20 protein-coding genes are annotated in these 14,182 nt (G+C 66.2%); 18 read left to right on the top strand and 2 right to left on the bottom strand.

What is annotated here, in order from left to right:
- The first annotated feature begins 198 nt into the window (after positions 1-198).
- Genes AC3WJR_RS14505 through AC3WJR_RS14495 form a run of 3 tightly spaced genes read left to right on the top strand, consistent with a single transcriptional unit; the run spans position 199 to position 3,424 of the window.
- Positions 199-1,410, top strand: coding sequence for an SIR2 family NAD-dependent protein deacylase (locus AC3WJR_RS14505; RefSeq protein ID WP_492725662.1), 1,212 nt, complete (start codon positions 199-201; stop codon positions 1,408-1,410).
- Positions 1,410-3,215 (top strand): ATP-binding protein, encoded by a 1,806-nt coding sequence (locus AC3WJR_RS14500; RefSeq protein ID WP_492725661.1) that lies wholly within the window; start codon positions 1,410-1,412, stop codon positions 3,213-3,215. Before AC3WJR_RS14505 ends, AC3WJR_RS14500 begins: the two co-directional genes overlap by 1 nt.
- On the top strand, positions 3,215-3,424 hold the full coding sequence (locus AC3WJR_RS14495; RefSeq protein ID WP_492725660.1) for a KTSC domain-containing protein: 210 nt from the start codon (positions 3,215-3,217) through the stop codon (positions 3,422-3,424). The genes AC3WJR_RS14500 and AC3WJR_RS14495 overlap by 1 nt, the downstream gene beginning before the upstream one ends.
- A gap of 221 nt (positions 3,425-3,645) precedes the next feature.
- Here AC3WJR_RS14495 and AC3WJR_RS14490 read toward each other — a convergent pair whose 3' ends face one another.
- Positions 3,646-3,849, bottom strand: coding sequence for a hypothetical protein (locus AC3WJR_RS14490; protein ID WP_354278948.1), 204 nt, complete (start codon positions 3,847-3,849; stop codon positions 3,646-3,648).
- 274 nt (positions 3,850-4,123) lie between these two features.
- On the opposite strand from AC3WJR_RS14490, the gene AC3WJR_RS14485 reads away from it, so the two are divergent.
- Both AC3WJR_RS14485 and AC3WJR_RS14480 read left to right on the top strand, forming a co-directional pair.
- Positions 4,124-4,627, top strand: coding sequence for a hypothetical protein (locus AC3WJR_RS14485; protein WP_492725659.1), 504 nt, complete (start codon positions 4,124-4,126; stop codon positions 4,625-4,627).
- Positions 4,624-6,003 (top strand): DNA-packaging protein, encoded by a 1,380-nt coding sequence (locus tag AC3WJR_RS14480; RefSeq protein WP_492725658.1) that lies wholly within the window; start codon positions 4,624-4,626, stop codon positions 6,001-6,003. Before AC3WJR_RS14485 ends, AC3WJR_RS14480 begins: the two co-directional genes overlap by 4 nt.
- Before the next feature lie 9 nt (positions 6,004-6,012).
- On the opposite strand, the gene AC3WJR_RS14475 is transcribed toward AC3WJR_RS14480, so the two are convergent.
- A complete protein-coding gene (locus AC3WJR_RS14475) occupies positions 6,013-6,408 on the bottom strand; it encodes a hypothetical protein (protein ID WP_492725657.1) in 396 nt (131 codons plus the stop codon).
- Between the two features lie 188 nt (positions 6,409-6,596).
- Between AC3WJR_RS14475 and AC3WJR_RS14470 the strand changes: the two genes are divergently transcribed.
- The 13 genes from AC3WJR_RS14470 (at position 6,597) to AC3WJR_RS14410 (ending at position 14,062) form a co-directional block, all read left to right on the top strand.
- Positions 6,597-6,911: a hypothetical protein gene (locus tag AC3WJR_RS14470; RefSeq protein ID WP_492725656.1), complete on the top strand. Its 315-nt coding sequence runs from the start codon at positions 6,597-6,599 to the stop codon at positions 6,909-6,911.
- Positions 6,912-7,015: 104 nt separating this feature from the next.
- A complete protein-coding gene (locus AC3WJR_RS14465; protein ID WP_492725655.1) occupies positions 7,016-7,687 on the top strand; it encodes a spermidine synthase in 672 nt (223 codons plus the stop codon).
- Positions 7,688-8,045: 358 nt separating this feature from the next.
- The gene (locus AC3WJR_RS14460) at positions 8,046-9,182 is read left to right on the top strand and encodes a phage portal protein (protein WP_492725654.1); all 1,137 of its coding nucleotides are present in this window, start codon (positions 8,046-8,048) and stop codon (positions 9,180-9,182) included.
- On the top strand, positions 9,182-9,487 hold the full coding sequence (locus tag AC3WJR_RS14455) for a DUF6127 family protein (RefSeq protein ID WP_354278955.1): 306 nt from the start codon (positions 9,182-9,184) through the stop codon (positions 9,485-9,487). Before AC3WJR_RS14460 ends, AC3WJR_RS14455 begins: the two co-directional genes overlap by 1 nt.
- On the top strand, positions 9,484-9,861 hold the full coding sequence (locus AC3WJR_RS14450; RefSeq protein WP_492725653.1) for an HK97 family phage prohead protease: 378 nt from the start codon (positions 9,484-9,486) through the stop codon (positions 9,859-9,861). Before AC3WJR_RS14455 ends, AC3WJR_RS14450 begins: the two co-directional genes overlap by 4 nt.
- Before the next feature lie 460 nt (positions 9,862-10,321).
- Complete coding sequence (locus AC3WJR_RS14445; protein WP_492725652.1) at positions 10,322-11,389, top strand: phage major capsid protein; 1,068 nt, start codon at positions 10,322-10,324, stop codon at positions 11,387-11,389.
- A 76-nt stretch (positions 11,390-11,465) separates the two neighbouring features.
- Positions 11,466-12,011 (top strand): head-tail connector protein, encoded by a 546-nt coding sequence (locus AC3WJR_RS14440; RefSeq protein ID WP_492725651.1) that lies wholly within the window; start codon positions 11,466-11,468, stop codon positions 12,009-12,011.
- Positions 12,008-12,205 carry a hypothetical protein gene (locus AC3WJR_RS14435; RefSeq protein WP_492725650.1) on the top strand — a complete coding sequence of 66 codons (198 nt, stop codon included), beginning with the start codon at positions 12,008-12,010 and terminating at the stop codon, positions 12,203-12,205. The genes AC3WJR_RS14440 and AC3WJR_RS14435 overlap by 4 nt, the downstream gene beginning before the upstream one ends.
- Positions 12,202-12,588, top strand: a complete 387-nt coding sequence (gene gp17 / locus AC3WJR_RS14430; RefSeq protein WP_492725649.1) for a tail completion protein gp17 — start codon at positions 12,202-12,204, stop codon at positions 12,586-12,588. The genes AC3WJR_RS14435 and gp17 overlap by 4 nt, the downstream gene beginning before the upstream one ends.
- Entirely contained in the window at positions 12,585-12,992 is a 408-nt protein-coding gene (locus AC3WJR_RS14425) for a phage tail tube protein (RefSeq protein WP_492725648.1), read from the top strand. Before gp17 ends, AC3WJR_RS14425 begins: the two co-directional genes overlap by 4 nt.
- Entirely contained in the window at positions 12,989-13,297 is a 309-nt protein-coding gene (locus tag AC3WJR_RS14420) for a gene transfer agent family protein (protein WP_354278962.1), read from the top strand. Before AC3WJR_RS14425 ends, AC3WJR_RS14420 begins: the two co-directional genes overlap by 4 nt.
- The gene (locus AC3WJR_RS14415) at positions 13,297-13,497 is read left to right on the top strand and encodes a phage tail assembly chaperone (RefSeq protein ID WP_492725647.1); all 201 of its coding nucleotides are present in this window, start codon (positions 13,297-13,299) and stop codon (positions 13,495-13,497) included. The genes AC3WJR_RS14420 and AC3WJR_RS14415 overlap by 1 nt, the downstream gene beginning before the upstream one ends.
- A complete protein-coding gene (locus AC3WJR_RS14410) occupies positions 13,490-14,062 on the top strand; it encodes a tail tape measure protein (RefSeq protein WP_492725646.1) in 573 nt (190 codons plus the stop codon). The genes AC3WJR_RS14415 and AC3WJR_RS14410 overlap by 8 nt, the downstream gene beginning before the upstream one ends.
- Positions 14,063-14,182 lie beyond the last annotated feature (120 nt).

Raw genomic sequence — 14,182 nt, 5'->3', positions numbered from 1 at the left:
TTTGCGTGCGGGGGCGGGGTGGCGGCCCTCGACTAGAGCCGGTCGCTAGTAACCATGGCGACGAACATCCAGTCTTACGAAGAGCTGCCGGCCCAGCCGATTATTGCGGATGATCAACATAGACGGCGGAGGTCGCGCGTGGAATGATGCACTGTCGGCTCAAGCAAGGATGCGGAGCTAACGTTGGGGGAGCGTAAGTTGACTGTTAGTGTTCACAATCCTGATCAATATATGGCGGCGCTACGGACCATCATTGCCCAGGGCCGCAAGCGGATCGGGCTGTTGGTTGGTGCCGGAGCTTCTGCAGGCATGGCCAAGCCCGATGGTACTTATCCTCTTATCCCAGCAGTCGCAGGCCTCACTGATCAGGTTCTCACAACGCTTGCACCGACCTATCAACAACAGATCGACGGCCTGAAAACTGAACTTGCGCAGCACGACATCGAGACAATCCTTTCTCGAATTCGCTCTCTGAGCAAAGTAATCGGATCGGCAAAAGTCCATGACCTCGATGGCTCAGGTTTTGCTACCTTCGGCGAAGCGATCTGCTCTGAAATCGGCAAGATCGTGGACGTCCGACTGCCCGAGACCGGATCAGCTTATGCCAATCTCGTGAGCTGGATCACGGGCACGATGCGTGACTATCCGGTAGAGATTTTCACCACGAACTACGATCTGCTGTTCGAAGAAGCATTCGAGTCGGTTCGAGCTCCATATTTTGACGGTTTTACGGGCGGTCGTGAACCGTTTTTTGACCCCGTATCGGTGTCGCGCAGCGATCTTCCCGCGCGATGGACGCGGCTCTGGAAACTTCATGGTTCCCTCGGCTGGCGTTCGAGCGCAAAAGGAGAAGTTATTCGGACGGGCCAAAGTTCGGTCAGTCACCTCGTCTTCCCTGAACATCTTAAATACGATCAGACGCAGAAGGCCCCTTATGCCGCGTTACTCGATCGCCTTCGTACGTTCTTGCTCACCCCCGACACGTTGTTGATCTCCATCGGCTTTTCCTTTGCTGACGCACATATTGCCGCCCGCTTGGATGAAGCACTTGCAGCGAATCCGTCCTCCAGCGTCTTCGCGTTCCAATACAAGGTGCTCGAGGAAGAGGGAGCCGCGTGTGATCTTGCGCGCCGCCTGCCAAACTTCAGCGTCTATGCGCGTGACCAAGCCAAGGTTAACGGCATTCGCGGCGCGTGGAAGGCGCCTTCAGAACTTCCGAACAGGGACTGGGGACCGATAAGGTCGACCTATCTCGACACGGACGGAAACTTCACACTCGGAGCAATCGAACCCTTTGCCCGGTTCTTCGCGGCATCTCGCTCTGTTCAAGCATTTTCCATACCATTGCCACCGGCCGCAACAACGGCTGGGATGCCATCGCCGATATCCAGCACCGCGCCGGTGGCCTGATGAACGCTTCAACCCTTCTTGGCCATGTCGGCTCGGTGGCGGGTGCGACCGTCAGCGTCCGGCAGTTCGAGGGCGTAGCCTCGGGCATCGCGATCATTGGAGGACGTACCTACAGGGTCGGTCAAGTCGGCAGCTTCGTGCGGATACCTCAAGGTTATCATGACCTCTACGCCATCATTTCCGAGGTCGGGGCCAGTGCGACACCTGCGACGCTAATTGATACGCTCGACCGGGGCGAAAGATGGCTGACTATTCAACTCGTCGGCGAGATCGTCGAAGCGTCGTTCGAGCGAGGTATCAGTCAATATCCGAATGTGAACGACGAGGTGCATCTTGTCACCGAAGACGATTTGGCCAAGATCTATGGCGCCGAATTTGCCGGACAAGTGGTGGTGGGGCGACTTGCGAACGCCGAGAGTATCCCGGTCCGCTTGGATCTCGACAAGCTGGTCACACGTCATAGCGCAGTGCTAGGCTCGACCGGGTCGGGAAAATCCACGACCGTTGCCAGCTTGTTGCGATCGATCTCAGCGCTGGACGGAGCGGGTTTTCCAAGCGCGCGGATCCTCTTGCTCGATATCCACGGTGAGTATGCCCGCGCGCTTGGCGACAATGCTGAGATTTTCCGGATCACGCCTGCAGACGGTGAGAAGCAGCTCGTAATTCCCTACTGGGCTCTGCGCCCGACCGAAATCCTAAACTTCCTGTGCGGGAAGATGGACGATCGTGCTACGACTGCAATTCTCGACAAGATATTCGCGGCTAAAAGCGCGGTTGCCCAGGCAGATAATTTGCCAGGCGTCGACCTGAATTCAATGACCGTCGACAGCCCGATTCCGTACAGCTTACGAAGCCTATGGCTCGGGTTGATCGATCCAGAGGTCAGAACCTGGCTTGATCAGGCAAAGACGCAGCCGGCGATCGTAATCCCCGGGGACGCAGCAACGCTTCGCCCGCCGACCTACCAGCCGCACACGACAACGAATACGGCACCCTATCAGAATAATATCGGTGTGCTTGGCATCCGTAAGCAGCTCGATCGCATGAGGTCACGTATGCTCGATCGTCAGTTCGAGTTCTTGCTCAAACCCGGCGATTGGGACCCCGATTTAACGGGCCATGTGGCGAATGACCTTCCCACCCTTCTTGACAGCTGGATCGGTCACGAGAAGGCGATAACCGTTCTCGATCTGTCGGGTATCCCCAGTACCGTTCTCTTAGATCTGATAGGCGCTATTCTGTCAATTATTTATGAGGCGCTTTTTTGGGGTCGCGAGCGTGACGAGGGTGGACGAAAGCGGCCTCAACTTGTCGTTATGGAAGAAGCACACCGATATCTTGGCCGGGAATCCGACAACCCTGCGCGCGAGATGGTCCAGCGGATTGTGAAAGAGGGGCGCAAGTTTGGCATTGGTGCGATGATCGTCAGCCAACGTCCATCGGAAATTGATGACACCATTCTATCACAGTGTGGCACCTTCATCGCGTTGCGCCTCACTAACTCCACTGACCGCGGCAAGGTACAAGCCGCTTTGCCCGATAACCTAAGCGGGATCGCCGACAGCCTGTCGGTTCTGCGGACAGGAGAAGCCATCATAACCGGCGAAGCTGCGCGGCTACCTGTGCGCTGCCGCATCACGCTGCCACCTCAAAACCGCCGCCCGGACAGCGAGGACCCACTCGTCGCGGACAGCTGGAAGCAGGCTAGGAGCGCTGAAAACTATGATGATCTTGTTGCAGCGTGGCGTGCACAGGATCCGAAGTGGAAGCCGCCAGAGGCAAACGAGAACGAGGGAGGGAATTGATGGAGCGAGAGCCTGTAACGTCCGGCAATTTGGCTGAGGTCGGATATGACCCCGAGCTCGAGACGCTTGAGGTTCAATTCCGGCACGGTGGGGTTTATCAGTATTTCAATTTCCCCGCGTTCATGAACGAGCGTCTTATGACAGCGGACTCACTCGGCCGCTTTTTCAACGCAGAAATCAAAGGTCGTTACCCCGAGGCGAAGCTTTAACGCACAGCACCAAAATCGCTTTGGAGTTCTGCAAGAAATATCCTTGGCTGGTTAGGGGGCACGACCGTCTTGCTAGAGCGTCGGTAGGCGCTTCATCCCTTGACTAGTCTAACGCTCGGAAACTCCCCTCACCACGCCAGCCCTCACCCAAAAAAACGCCGCGCGACAAGGTCGCGCGGCGTTCGTTCAGCGTGCCGCCCAACCCGGACGGCCACCCAGACTCAGTCCTTGTCTTCGACGTCCCCGTCGACCGCGAGCGCGTCTTCTTCGTCCGCGTCGAGCGTCTCGCCGACGGTGTCGGCGATCAGGTCGAGCTGGTCGTACGTCGCGCTATATTCCTGCGTCTCGCCACCCTCTTCCTCGATCGTGATCACATAGTCTTCGCCGGAACGGCTGACCGTGAACCCTGCCAATGTCTTCGCCATCGTCGCTCTCCTGTAGATACCAGCCGCCGAACGCCCGGAGCGTCGGAACGCTCCGCCGACCTTGCGCTGAATCAACCGCATTCCCGCAAGGGCAAATGGTGCATTACCTATCTGGTACAAACGGCTTGACATCGCGACGCTGCTTTGGTACATAACAGGAACGATGAAGAATTGCGCACTGCCGCCGCGGGTCAAACCGGGGGTGGCGGAAACGGGCCGGGGCGGAGACGCTTTCCGGCCCGTTTGCATGGGCGCGAACCGGGAGGAGAGGGTGATGGGGCTTCGACCAAGAAATGCAGCCGCGACGGCGACGCTGACGGCGACTCGCCCGACCGCCTTCACGGGCCGCAAATGGGTCCGCTGGACTCAACGCATGAAGGCCGAGTTTCTCGATAACCTGGCGGGCAGCTGCAACGTCAAGGCATCGGCCGAGGCGATCGGGGTCAATGTGATTTCGGTCTATGCGTTGCGCCGACGCGACGCCGAATTCGCGCTCAACTGGCAGATCGCGCTCGCCAGCGGCTATCAGTTGCTCGAGACGCTGGTGCTCGGGCATGTCCTGTCCGGGGCGTCGCGCGACGCCGGGATCGAGACGCCGCACAATGCCGGGACGCTCGACATGGATACGGCGCTGCGCCTGCTGAGCGCGCATCGCAACGCCGCGGGGAAACCTTCCGACACGGCAGGTCCGCCGCGTCGCCGCTCCGACATGGCCGACACCGATGCGGCGATCCTCAAGAAGCTCAGCGCGATCGAGAAGCGCCGGGGTGCGGCATGAGCGGTGCTCCTCCCCGCCGGGCAAAACGCCCGGCGAAACGCCCGGCGGGGGGCACCGCGGAAGCCTCGACCGCCGCTTATGTCGAACGGATCCTTGCCTTGTCGGCGGAGGAGCGCGCGGAACTATTGCGCGGGCTGAGCGCGCCGCAGCGCCGGGCGCTCAACGATGCGTGGTTCCTGTGGGCGCATCCGGGGCAACTCGCGCCGCCCGGTGACTGGCGCGTGTGGCTGATCCGGGCGGGGCGCGGGTTCGGCAAGACGCGTGCGGGGGCGGAATGGGTGAGCGAGATCGCACGGTCGATGCCCGGCGCGCGGATCGCTCTGGTCGGCGCGACGATCGACGACGTGCGGCGCGTGATGGTCGAGGGCGAAAGCGGGCTGGTCTCGGTCGCGCGGGGGGACGAGCCGGTCGATTACCGCCAGACCGCGGGCGAGATCGTCTTCGCTTCGGGTGCGCGCGCGGCGATCTTCTCGGCGGCGAACCCGGAGGTGCTGCGCGGGCCGGAGCATCACGCTGCGTGGTGCGACGAGCTGGCGAAGTGGCGCTACGGCGACGCGGCGTGGGACAATCTGATGCTGGGGATGCGGCTGGGGGACAATCCGCGCGTGCTGGTGACGACGACGCCCCGGCCGATTCCGCTGATGTTCCGCGTGATGGCGCTCGGCGGGCTGGTCCAGACGGTCGGGCGGACGCAGGACAATCCGCATTTGCCCGACACGTTCCTCGCGGCGCTGGAGGAAGCCTATGGCGGCACGCGGCTCGCGCGGCAGGAGATTGCGGGCGAGCTGATCGAGGAAGCGGAAGGGGCGTTGTGGCGGCGGACGCAATTCGATGCGTGCCGCGTGGCGGCGGCGCCTGCGCTTACGCGGACGATCGTCGCGGTCGATCCGCCCGCCGGGACCGATTCGGGGCAGGGGGATGCGTGCGGGATCGTGGCGGTCGCACTGGGGCGCGACGGGCGCGGCTATGTGCTGGAGGATGCGAGCGTTTCGGGCTTGTCGCCGGAAGGATGGGCGCAGGCGGTCGCAGCGTGCGCGGCGCGGCATGGTGCCGACCGCGTGATCGCCGAGAAGAACCAGGGCGGCAAGATGGTCGAGAGCGTGCTGCTCGCGGCGGATGCGGGGCTGCCGTTGCGGCTGGTCCATGCCGGCACGGGCAAGGTCGCGCGCGCCGAGCCGGTGTCGATCCTGTACGAGCGCGGCCGGGTCTCGCATGTCGGGGCGTTTCCCGAACTCGAGACCGAGCTGTGCGGGCTGGTCATCGGCGGCGGGTATCAGGGGCCGGGGCGGTCGCCCGACCGGGCGGATGCTCTGGTGTGGGCGCTCGGCGAGCTGATGATCGCGAAACGCCGTACCGCCCGCGTCCGGCCGACCTGAGGCCTAGGGTCAGTTCGCGACGCCGGTTCGCCCGGTGTTGGGCGGGAAGACGACCTTCGGGCGAGTATACGCGGTGTACATCGCGCGGCCCCAGCCATCGACCGAGAAGATATCCGCGCGACGGCGCATCTCGGCGAAGCGCAGCTGGATCCGATCGAGCTTCTGCTGCAGCTGCGCCTTGTGGTCGGCGGTCAGCGTACCACCGTCGCGCGCCCGCTGGGCGAGCGCTTCGGTGCGCAGCGCGATCAGGCGATTGCGATGCGTGATGTCCGCCGAGACGCTGGTCGGAGTCGGGATGTAGAGGATCCCTTGGGCGACATTGGGGTAGGGCGCGTCGATTCCGCGGCTCGGAACGACGGTTGGCGTGGTCGCGGCGGCAGCAGCGGCAAGCAGGATCGGGAGCATGATTTTCTCCTTTGTCGTCCGAGTCTTGATCTCGACTGGACCGATACTGCCACATCGTGTGGTTTCGTCAAATCATCCATCGTTTCGAGCACGTTCGTTTGTGGAGCGTTTGGATGCAAAAACCGTTTCACAAAAGTGACGTATATGTGTCATCAAACTGCAACAGACCGAAAACGGGAGACGGAGCGATGATCAGGACCTTGGCGATGGGTTTGGTTGCGGTGGCGGGTTTCTCGAGCCTTGCGGTCGCGGCACCCCGACCGACCGACGCGGTGCGTTCGGTCGAGGCGAGCGCGCAGGTCGCCCCGCGCGATGGCGGCGCGCAGATCGAACTGGCCAACGCCTATGTCCGCGCCGGGCGCAGCGGGGATGCGGCGGCGGTCTATCGCCGCGCGCTGACGCTCGACAATGTGATGCTCGAGACGCGGACCGGGGATGCGATCTGGTCGCATCAGGTCGCGCGGCACATGCTGGCGCGCGCACCGATGCTCGCTTCGCGCTGATCGCGGCTGCCAAGCGGCGTGGCTTTTCGCTGCGCCGCTCGGTAGGGACGCAGGCCTCGCGCAGCCGTCCCGGTGTGCGGATGACGGCAGGATAGGGCGTCCCCATGGTACCGCGCGAATTGATCGACACGGCGCAGATCCCCGGCGGGGACGAGATGACGCTGTACCGGCGCGGTGCCGATTTCATGATCGTGGTCGATCGCAACGAATTGATGAGCACGCGGATGAACGGCTCCGAAGAGGCGCTGGGCACGATGGCGTGCGCGCGGGTCGCGAAGGTTGCCGCGCCGCGGGTGCTGATCGGCGGCTATGGCATGGGGTTCACGCTTCGCGCGGTGCTGGGTGTCGTGGGCGCACGCGCGGAAGTGGTGGTGGCGGAACTGGTGCCGCAGATCCTCGCCTGGGCGCGCGGGCCGATGGCGGCGGTGGCGGACGGCTGTCTCGACGATCCTCGGGTGCGGGTGTTCGAGGGGGATGTCGCGGAGGCGATTCTGGCCCCCGAGGGTGGCTATGATGCGATCCTGCTCGATGTGGATAACGGCCCCGACGGGCTGGTCCGTGCGGAGAACAACCGGCTGTATGCGCCGCGCGGGCTGTCGGCGGCGCGGATGGCGTTGCGGCCGGGGGGTGTGCTCGCGATCTGGTCGGCGGCGCCCGATGCGCGCTTCGTCACGCGGTTGAAGGCGGCGGGGTTCCTGGTCGACGAGGTCGCGGTCAAGGCGCGGCAGAACGGCAAGGGGCCGCGGCACGTCATCTGGTTCGCGACGCGGGGGTGAGGGGGCGGGATTGCGCCCGCGCCGGCTGCGTTCGCATTTCATCCTCCGGTCGCCCTGAGCGCAGTCGAAGGGCTAGCGCTGCGCGTGGGGCTTCGACTTCGCTCAGCCCGAACGGATGGGGGATGCCCCCGCGCCGGCTGCGTTCACATTTCATCCTCCGTTCGCCCTGAGCGTAGTCGAAGGGCTAGCGCTGCGCGTGGGGCTTCGACTTCGCTCAGCCCGAACGGGTGGGGATGTGGAGCCTGGTCTCGCCAGGGCGCGTACCGAATGACGGATTGAACAGGCATCGGCGGCGTCAAATACCGTGCGTCAATCATGGCGTGCGGCGTCAACGCCCGCAGCTCCACAGGAGAACATCATGAAATGGTTCGGCTGGAAAGCTGCCGGGCGCGAGGAATCGCGTCCGGCGCTCGGGGGCGTGCGATCGCGGTTCGCGAGCGGTTTCGCAGGGACCGCACCGCTGTCCTATGAGGCGCAGGTGCGGTCGCTGTATCTCGGCAATGCGATCGCGCAGCGCGCGGTGCGGCTGATCGCGGACGGGATCGGGGATGCGCCGTTGCTGGGGCCGCCCGCGATCGTCGCGCTGGTCCAGGCGCGATCGGGCGGGCAGGCATTGTGTGCGAGCGTCGCGGCGCAACTGCTGTTGCATGGCAATGCCTATGTGCAATTGCTGACCGACGCGCGCGGCGACGTGGCCGAGCTGTTCGCACTGCGGCCCGAGCGCGTGACGGTCGAGCCCGATGCGGCGGGGTGGCCGGTCGCCTATCGTTATGGTGTGGGCGAGCGGACCGTGCGGCTGATCGCGGAGGATCCGGCGGGGCGGCCGCAAGTCGTGCATATCAAGGCGTTCCATCCGCTCGACGATCATTACGGGCTAGGGAGCCTTGCGTCGGCGGCAGGCGCGATGGCGCTGCACAATGCGGCGTCCGCGTGGAACACCGCCTTGCTCGACAATGCCGCGCGGCCCTCGGGCGCGCTGGTATACGATCCGGGCGACGGGTCGAGCCTGTCGCGCGAACAGTTCGAGCGGTTGCGCGCCGAGATGGACGCTGGCTTTGCGGGCGCGCGCAACGCGGGGCGGCCGATGCTGCTCGAGGGCGGGCTCAAGTGGCAGCCGCTCAGCCTGACGCCTGCCGACATGGACTTCGCGGAGATGAAGGCGACCGCCGCGCGCGAGATTGCGACCGCCTTCGGCGTGCCGCCGATGCTGCTCGGGCTGCCCGGGGACGCGACCTACGCCAATTACCGCGAGGCGAACCGCGCCTTGTGGCGGCTCGCGATCCTGCCGCTGGCGGGGTCGATCCTGACCGCACTGGCGCAGGCGCTTTCCGGGTGGTTCGAGGGGGCGACGCTGTCGGTCGATCTCGATCGGATCACCGCGCTGGCGGAGGATCGCGAGCGGCTGTGGGCGCAGGTCGGCGCGGCGGATTTCCTGAGTGGGCAAGAAAAACGCGCGATGCTCGGCATCGCGTCGGTTGGTGTGGGAGATGCGTAATGAGTGGTGCATTGCTGGCGCAGTTGATCGCGCAAGGATCGAGCGAGGGCGCGGACCTGACGACGCTGCGCGCGATCGCGGAGGAAGCAGGCGAGGTCGCGGCGACGCGCGCGCTCGCACGGCTGGGGCTCGACGATGGCGCGGCGCCCAAGGACATGGCCGAGCTGCGCGAATTGCTGGGGGCGTGGCGGGACGCGAAGAAGCGGGTGTGGAAGGCCGCTTTGGGGTGGGTCGTGCGGATCGCGGGGGCGCTGCTGCTGACCGGGATCGCGGTGAAGACGGGGTTCTGGGACTGGGTCAAATGAGCCTTCGCTTTGCGGGCTATGCCGCGGTGTTCGACCGGGTCGATCGGGGCGGCGACGTGATCCGGGCGGGGGCGTTCGATGTTTCCGGTTCTGTCCCGTTGCTGTGGCATCACCGGGGCGCGCCGGTCGGGGTGGTCGAGCGGGTCGAGCCCGATGCGCGCGGGCTGCGCGTGATCGGGCGGATCGACGATCCGGCGCTGGCCGGGATGGTGCGCGGCGGGGGCGTTTCGGGGCTTTCGATCGGGTATCGGGTGCGGGCTGGCGTTCGCACTGCCTCGGCGGTGCGCGAGTTGACCGCGCTCGATCTGGTCGAGGTGAGCCTGGTGGCGCAGCCGATGCAGCCGCTCGCACGGGTGCACGCGATCGAGGGCTGAGGTTTCACCCTCGTGCCGTCACCGCTCGCCCCAAGAGCTGCCGTCATGCTGAACTCGTTTCAGCATCCACTGTGCAACAGGCACAGTCCGGACTCGCCGGGGGCTGGATCCTGAAACAAGTTCAGGATGACGGACGGTTTTGGAGAACTCTCGCGAAGGCGAGGGGCCCGGAAGCGCGAGAACTGCAAGCTGCCGTCATGCTGAACTCGTTTCAGCATCCACCGGGCGACAAGGACGGTCCGGACTCGCTGAGGGCTGGATCCTGAAACGAGTTCAGGATGACGGGCGGTTTTGCAGACCTCTCGCGATGGCGGGCGGCCGGGAGTCGCACACACCTTCAGCGGTTAGCGTGCTTGGCTCTGGGTTCCTGCCTTCGCAGGAACACGGGAATTTTCCGAAAATCACAGGTTTCTTTGCCCGGCGGCGGTGTCGTCCGGGTGTCTTGGCGTGGGAGAATGACATGACCGATCACACGATGGATGCACTGGAAGCGAGTTTCGAGACGCAGGCTTTGGGCGGGCCGGTGGTCCGGCCGATGCTGGCGGGCGGCGGTGGCGGCGGTGGCGGCGCTTCGGCGGGCGGCGGGTTCGAGGGGTTCCTGCGCAGCGGGGCGAGCGTCGAGATGAAGGCGTTCACCGGGGTGACCGGCGACGCGGGCGGCCATGCGATCCCCCAGGAGATCGACAGCGTGATCGACGCGACGCTCAAGGCGATCTCGCCGATGCGTGCGATCTGCAACGTCGTGCGGGTCGGGAGCGCGGGCTATCGCAAGCTGGTGACGACCGGGGGCACGCCGTCGGGCTGGGCGGCGGAGACCGATGCGCGGCCGGGCACCGCGACCCCGGTGTTCACCGAGATCGCACCGCCGATGGGCGAGCTTTACGCCAACCCGAGCGCGAGCCAGGCGATGCTCGACGATGCCGCGTTCGATGTCGAGGCGTGGCTTGCCAACGAGATCGCGCTCGAATTCGCCAAGGCGGAGGGGAGCGCGTTCATCACCGGGAGCGGGGTGAGCCGCCCCAAGGGGTTCCTGCAGGCGACCATCGCGGCGACCACGGATGCGACGCGCGCGTTCGGGACGCTGCAATATCTGGCGAGCGGGGCGGCGGGCGACTTTCCGACGACGCCGCAGGACCGGCTGATCGATCTCGTCCAGGCACTCCGCGCGCCGTATCGGCAAGGCGCGGTGTTCCTGATGAACGCGACCACGCTCGCGCGGATCCGCAAGTTCAAGACGAGCGACGGGCAGTTCCTGTGGAGCCCGAGCCTGAGCGGCGCGACGCCGGGGACGCTGCTCGGCTATCCGGTGATCGAGAGCGAGGACATGCCCGACATCGCCGCGAACAGCCTGTCGATCGCGTTCGGCAACTTCAAGGCGGGGTATCTGATCGCGGAACGGCGCGAGACCGTGATCCTGCGCGATCCCTACACCAACAAGCCGTTCGTCAATTTCTACGCGACCAAGCGGATCGGCGGGTGTGTGTCGAACAGCGAGGCGATCAAGCTGATGAAGTTCGCGGTGTCCTGAGCGCAAGCGGCGGCCGGAGCAGAGTAGGGAATGAATCGCGCGCCGGCCGCCGCGATTGTCTGGCGGAGGGATCGACATGATCGAGGGTAATGGACCGGGCGTGGTGACGCTCGGTACGGGGGATCGTGCGCTCGCGGTGGCGGCGGTCAAGGCGGTGATCCGCGTGGCGAGTGCGGACGAGGACGATCTGATCGCCGCGTTCGTCGAGACGGCATTGGGGCTGGCCGAACGCTTCCTCGGCCAAGTGACGATCGCGCGGACGATGCGCGAGAGCCTTGTGGTGACGGGCAGGTGGCAGCGGATCGGCGCGGCACCGGTTCGCGCGATCACGCGGGTGGAGACGGTCGCGCTCGCGGCGACGGCCTATGCGATCGACATCGATCCGCACGGCGAGGGCTGGGTCCGCGGGACCGATGGCGCGAGCGGCACGCGCATCGTCGTGTTCGACGCCGGGATGGCGAGCGACTGGACCGGGGTGCCGGGGCCGATCCGGCAGGGGGTGGTGTTGCTTGCCGCGCATCTGTTCGACGCGCGCGAGCACGCGACCCCGCCGCCACTCGCGGTGACCGCATTGTGGCGACCGTTCCGGCGGATCGCGTTGCTGGCGGGAGAGCATCCATGATGGACGCGCTGGAGGAACGCGCGCGCCTGATCGGCGAGGCGGCAGCGGAGCGGGTGCGGGGGCAGGTCGCCGCCACCTTGCGCGAAACGCTGCCCGGGGTGGCGGTCGATGTGGTCGGCGACGACGTTGTGCTGACCGGGCGGATCGCGCCCGATGACCCGCGGCTGCGCTGGATCGTGAGTCTGCTGCGATGAGCGCGGAGAACGTGCTGCAGGCGGCGGTACTGGCGCGGCTGCGCGCGGTTGCGGGGCTAAACGGCGTCTATGCCGGTCCTCCGGTGCGCGCGACGCCGCCCTTTGCCGAGCTGGGCGAGACGATCGCGGTCGACTGGGGTGCAAAGGATCGCGCCGGGCGCGAACTGCGCGTGCTGGTGACGCTGCGCGACGCGGGCGAGACGGCGGTGCGGCTGGGTGCGCTGACCGCGAGCGTCGGCGCGGCGATCGAGGCTTTGCCGCGTGACCTGACCGGTTGGCGAATCGCGAGCGTGCTGCTGGTGCGCGGTCGGAGCTGGGCGACGAGCCCCGGCCAGTGGAGCGCGAGCGTGGATTACCGGATTCGCATGATGGAGGCTTTATGAGCGTGGAACGGGGCAGTGCCTTCTTGCTGAAGGTCGGGAACGGGGCGACGCCGGTCGTCTATCAGACGGTCGCGGGGCTGCGGACGACGCAGTTGAGCGTCAACGGCGCGATGGTCGCGGTGACAACGAAGGATTCGGGCGGGTGGCGCGACTTGCTGTCGGGCGCGGGCGTGCGCAGCGTCTCCGTGTCGGCGGCGGGGGTGTTCGTCGGGTCGGCGGCGGAACTGCGGATCAAGGCGAGCGCGCTGTCGGGGGTGCTCGACGATTACCGGCTGAGCTTTGAGGGCGGGGATACGCTGACCGGCAGGTTCCTCGTCGCGCGGCTCGACTATGCCGGGGATTACAATGCCGAGCGGAGTTACACGCTGAGCCTGGAAAGTTCGGGCGTGGTGGTGGCGGCATGAGCGCCAACCCGGAGCGCGGCGAGGCGGAACTCCGCGTCGCGGGGGAGCGGCTGGTGCTGCGGCCGAGCTTTACGGCGCTGTGCGCGGCGGAGCGCGAGCTTGGGCCGTTGTTTGCCCTGGTCGAGCGCGCGGCGGCGGGGTCGCTCGCGCTGGGCGAGATGGTCGCCTTGTTCTGGCATTGCCGCGTCGATCCGCCCGAGGCGATGACGCGTGAGGCGCTGGGGGACAGCGTGGTGCGGGCGGGGTTGGCAGCGGCGACGCCGGTGCTCCGCGTGCTGCTCGGGCAGATCCTGGCGGGGCGGTGATGGAGCGGTTTGCGGACGCCAGCGTGCGGCTCGCCGGGCTGGCGGGGGCGGTGCTGGGGTGGGGGCCGGAGGTGTTCTGGCGCGCGACTCCCGCCGAACTGGGCGCGGTGGTCGCGGTGCTGGCGGGCGGGGGCGATTCGGTCGCGCCCCCCGATGCCGCGACGATCGCTCGGATGCAGGAGGTTTTTCCGGATGAGTGAGCAAATCGATACGCTGCTGGTCGGCGTGCGCGCGGATACCGCGGGGTTTACGCGCGATGTCGATGCGATGCGGGCGTCGCTGGAAGGGCCGCTCGCGACGGGCATCGACCGCGCGGCGCGGACGATCGAGGGCGCGCTGACCAAGGCGGTGCGGACGGGATCATTCGGGTTCGAGGAGCTGCGCAAGAGCGCGCTGGCGGCGCTCGACGACATCGCGTCGGCGGCGTTGCGGGGCGGGTTGAACGCGCTGTTCGGCGGGAAGACGACGGCGAGTGGTACGAGCGGGTTGGTCGGGGCGCTGACGAGCGCGCTCGGTGGCGCACCGGGGCGTGCGACGGGCGGGCCGGTCTCGCCGATGCGGCCCTATTGGGTCGGCGAGCGCGGGCCGGAACTGTTCGTGCCGACCGCGAGCGGGAGCATAGTCGCTGCCGGTGGCGGCGGCGGCGGCGCGCGCGACGTGCGGGTGTCGATCACGGTGCAGGGCGGGAGCGACGCCCCGCAAGCGCTGGCGGCGTCGAGTCGGCAAGTGGCGCGTGCGGTGAAGGCGGCGCTGGGCGGGGAGTGAGGGGGGGGCGTCGCCTGCCGCCGCCGCCTGCCTCCTGCCGTCATGCTGAACTTGTTTCAGCATCCACCGCCCAACGGGCACGGGCGGGACTCGTGGTGGGGTGGACCCTGAAACGAGTTC

Source organism: Sphingomonas sp. FW306-05-A, from assembly GCF_058782275.1.
Note: the sequence above shows the minus strand (reverse complement) of the source record. Positions and strands in the feature narration are given on the sequence as shown.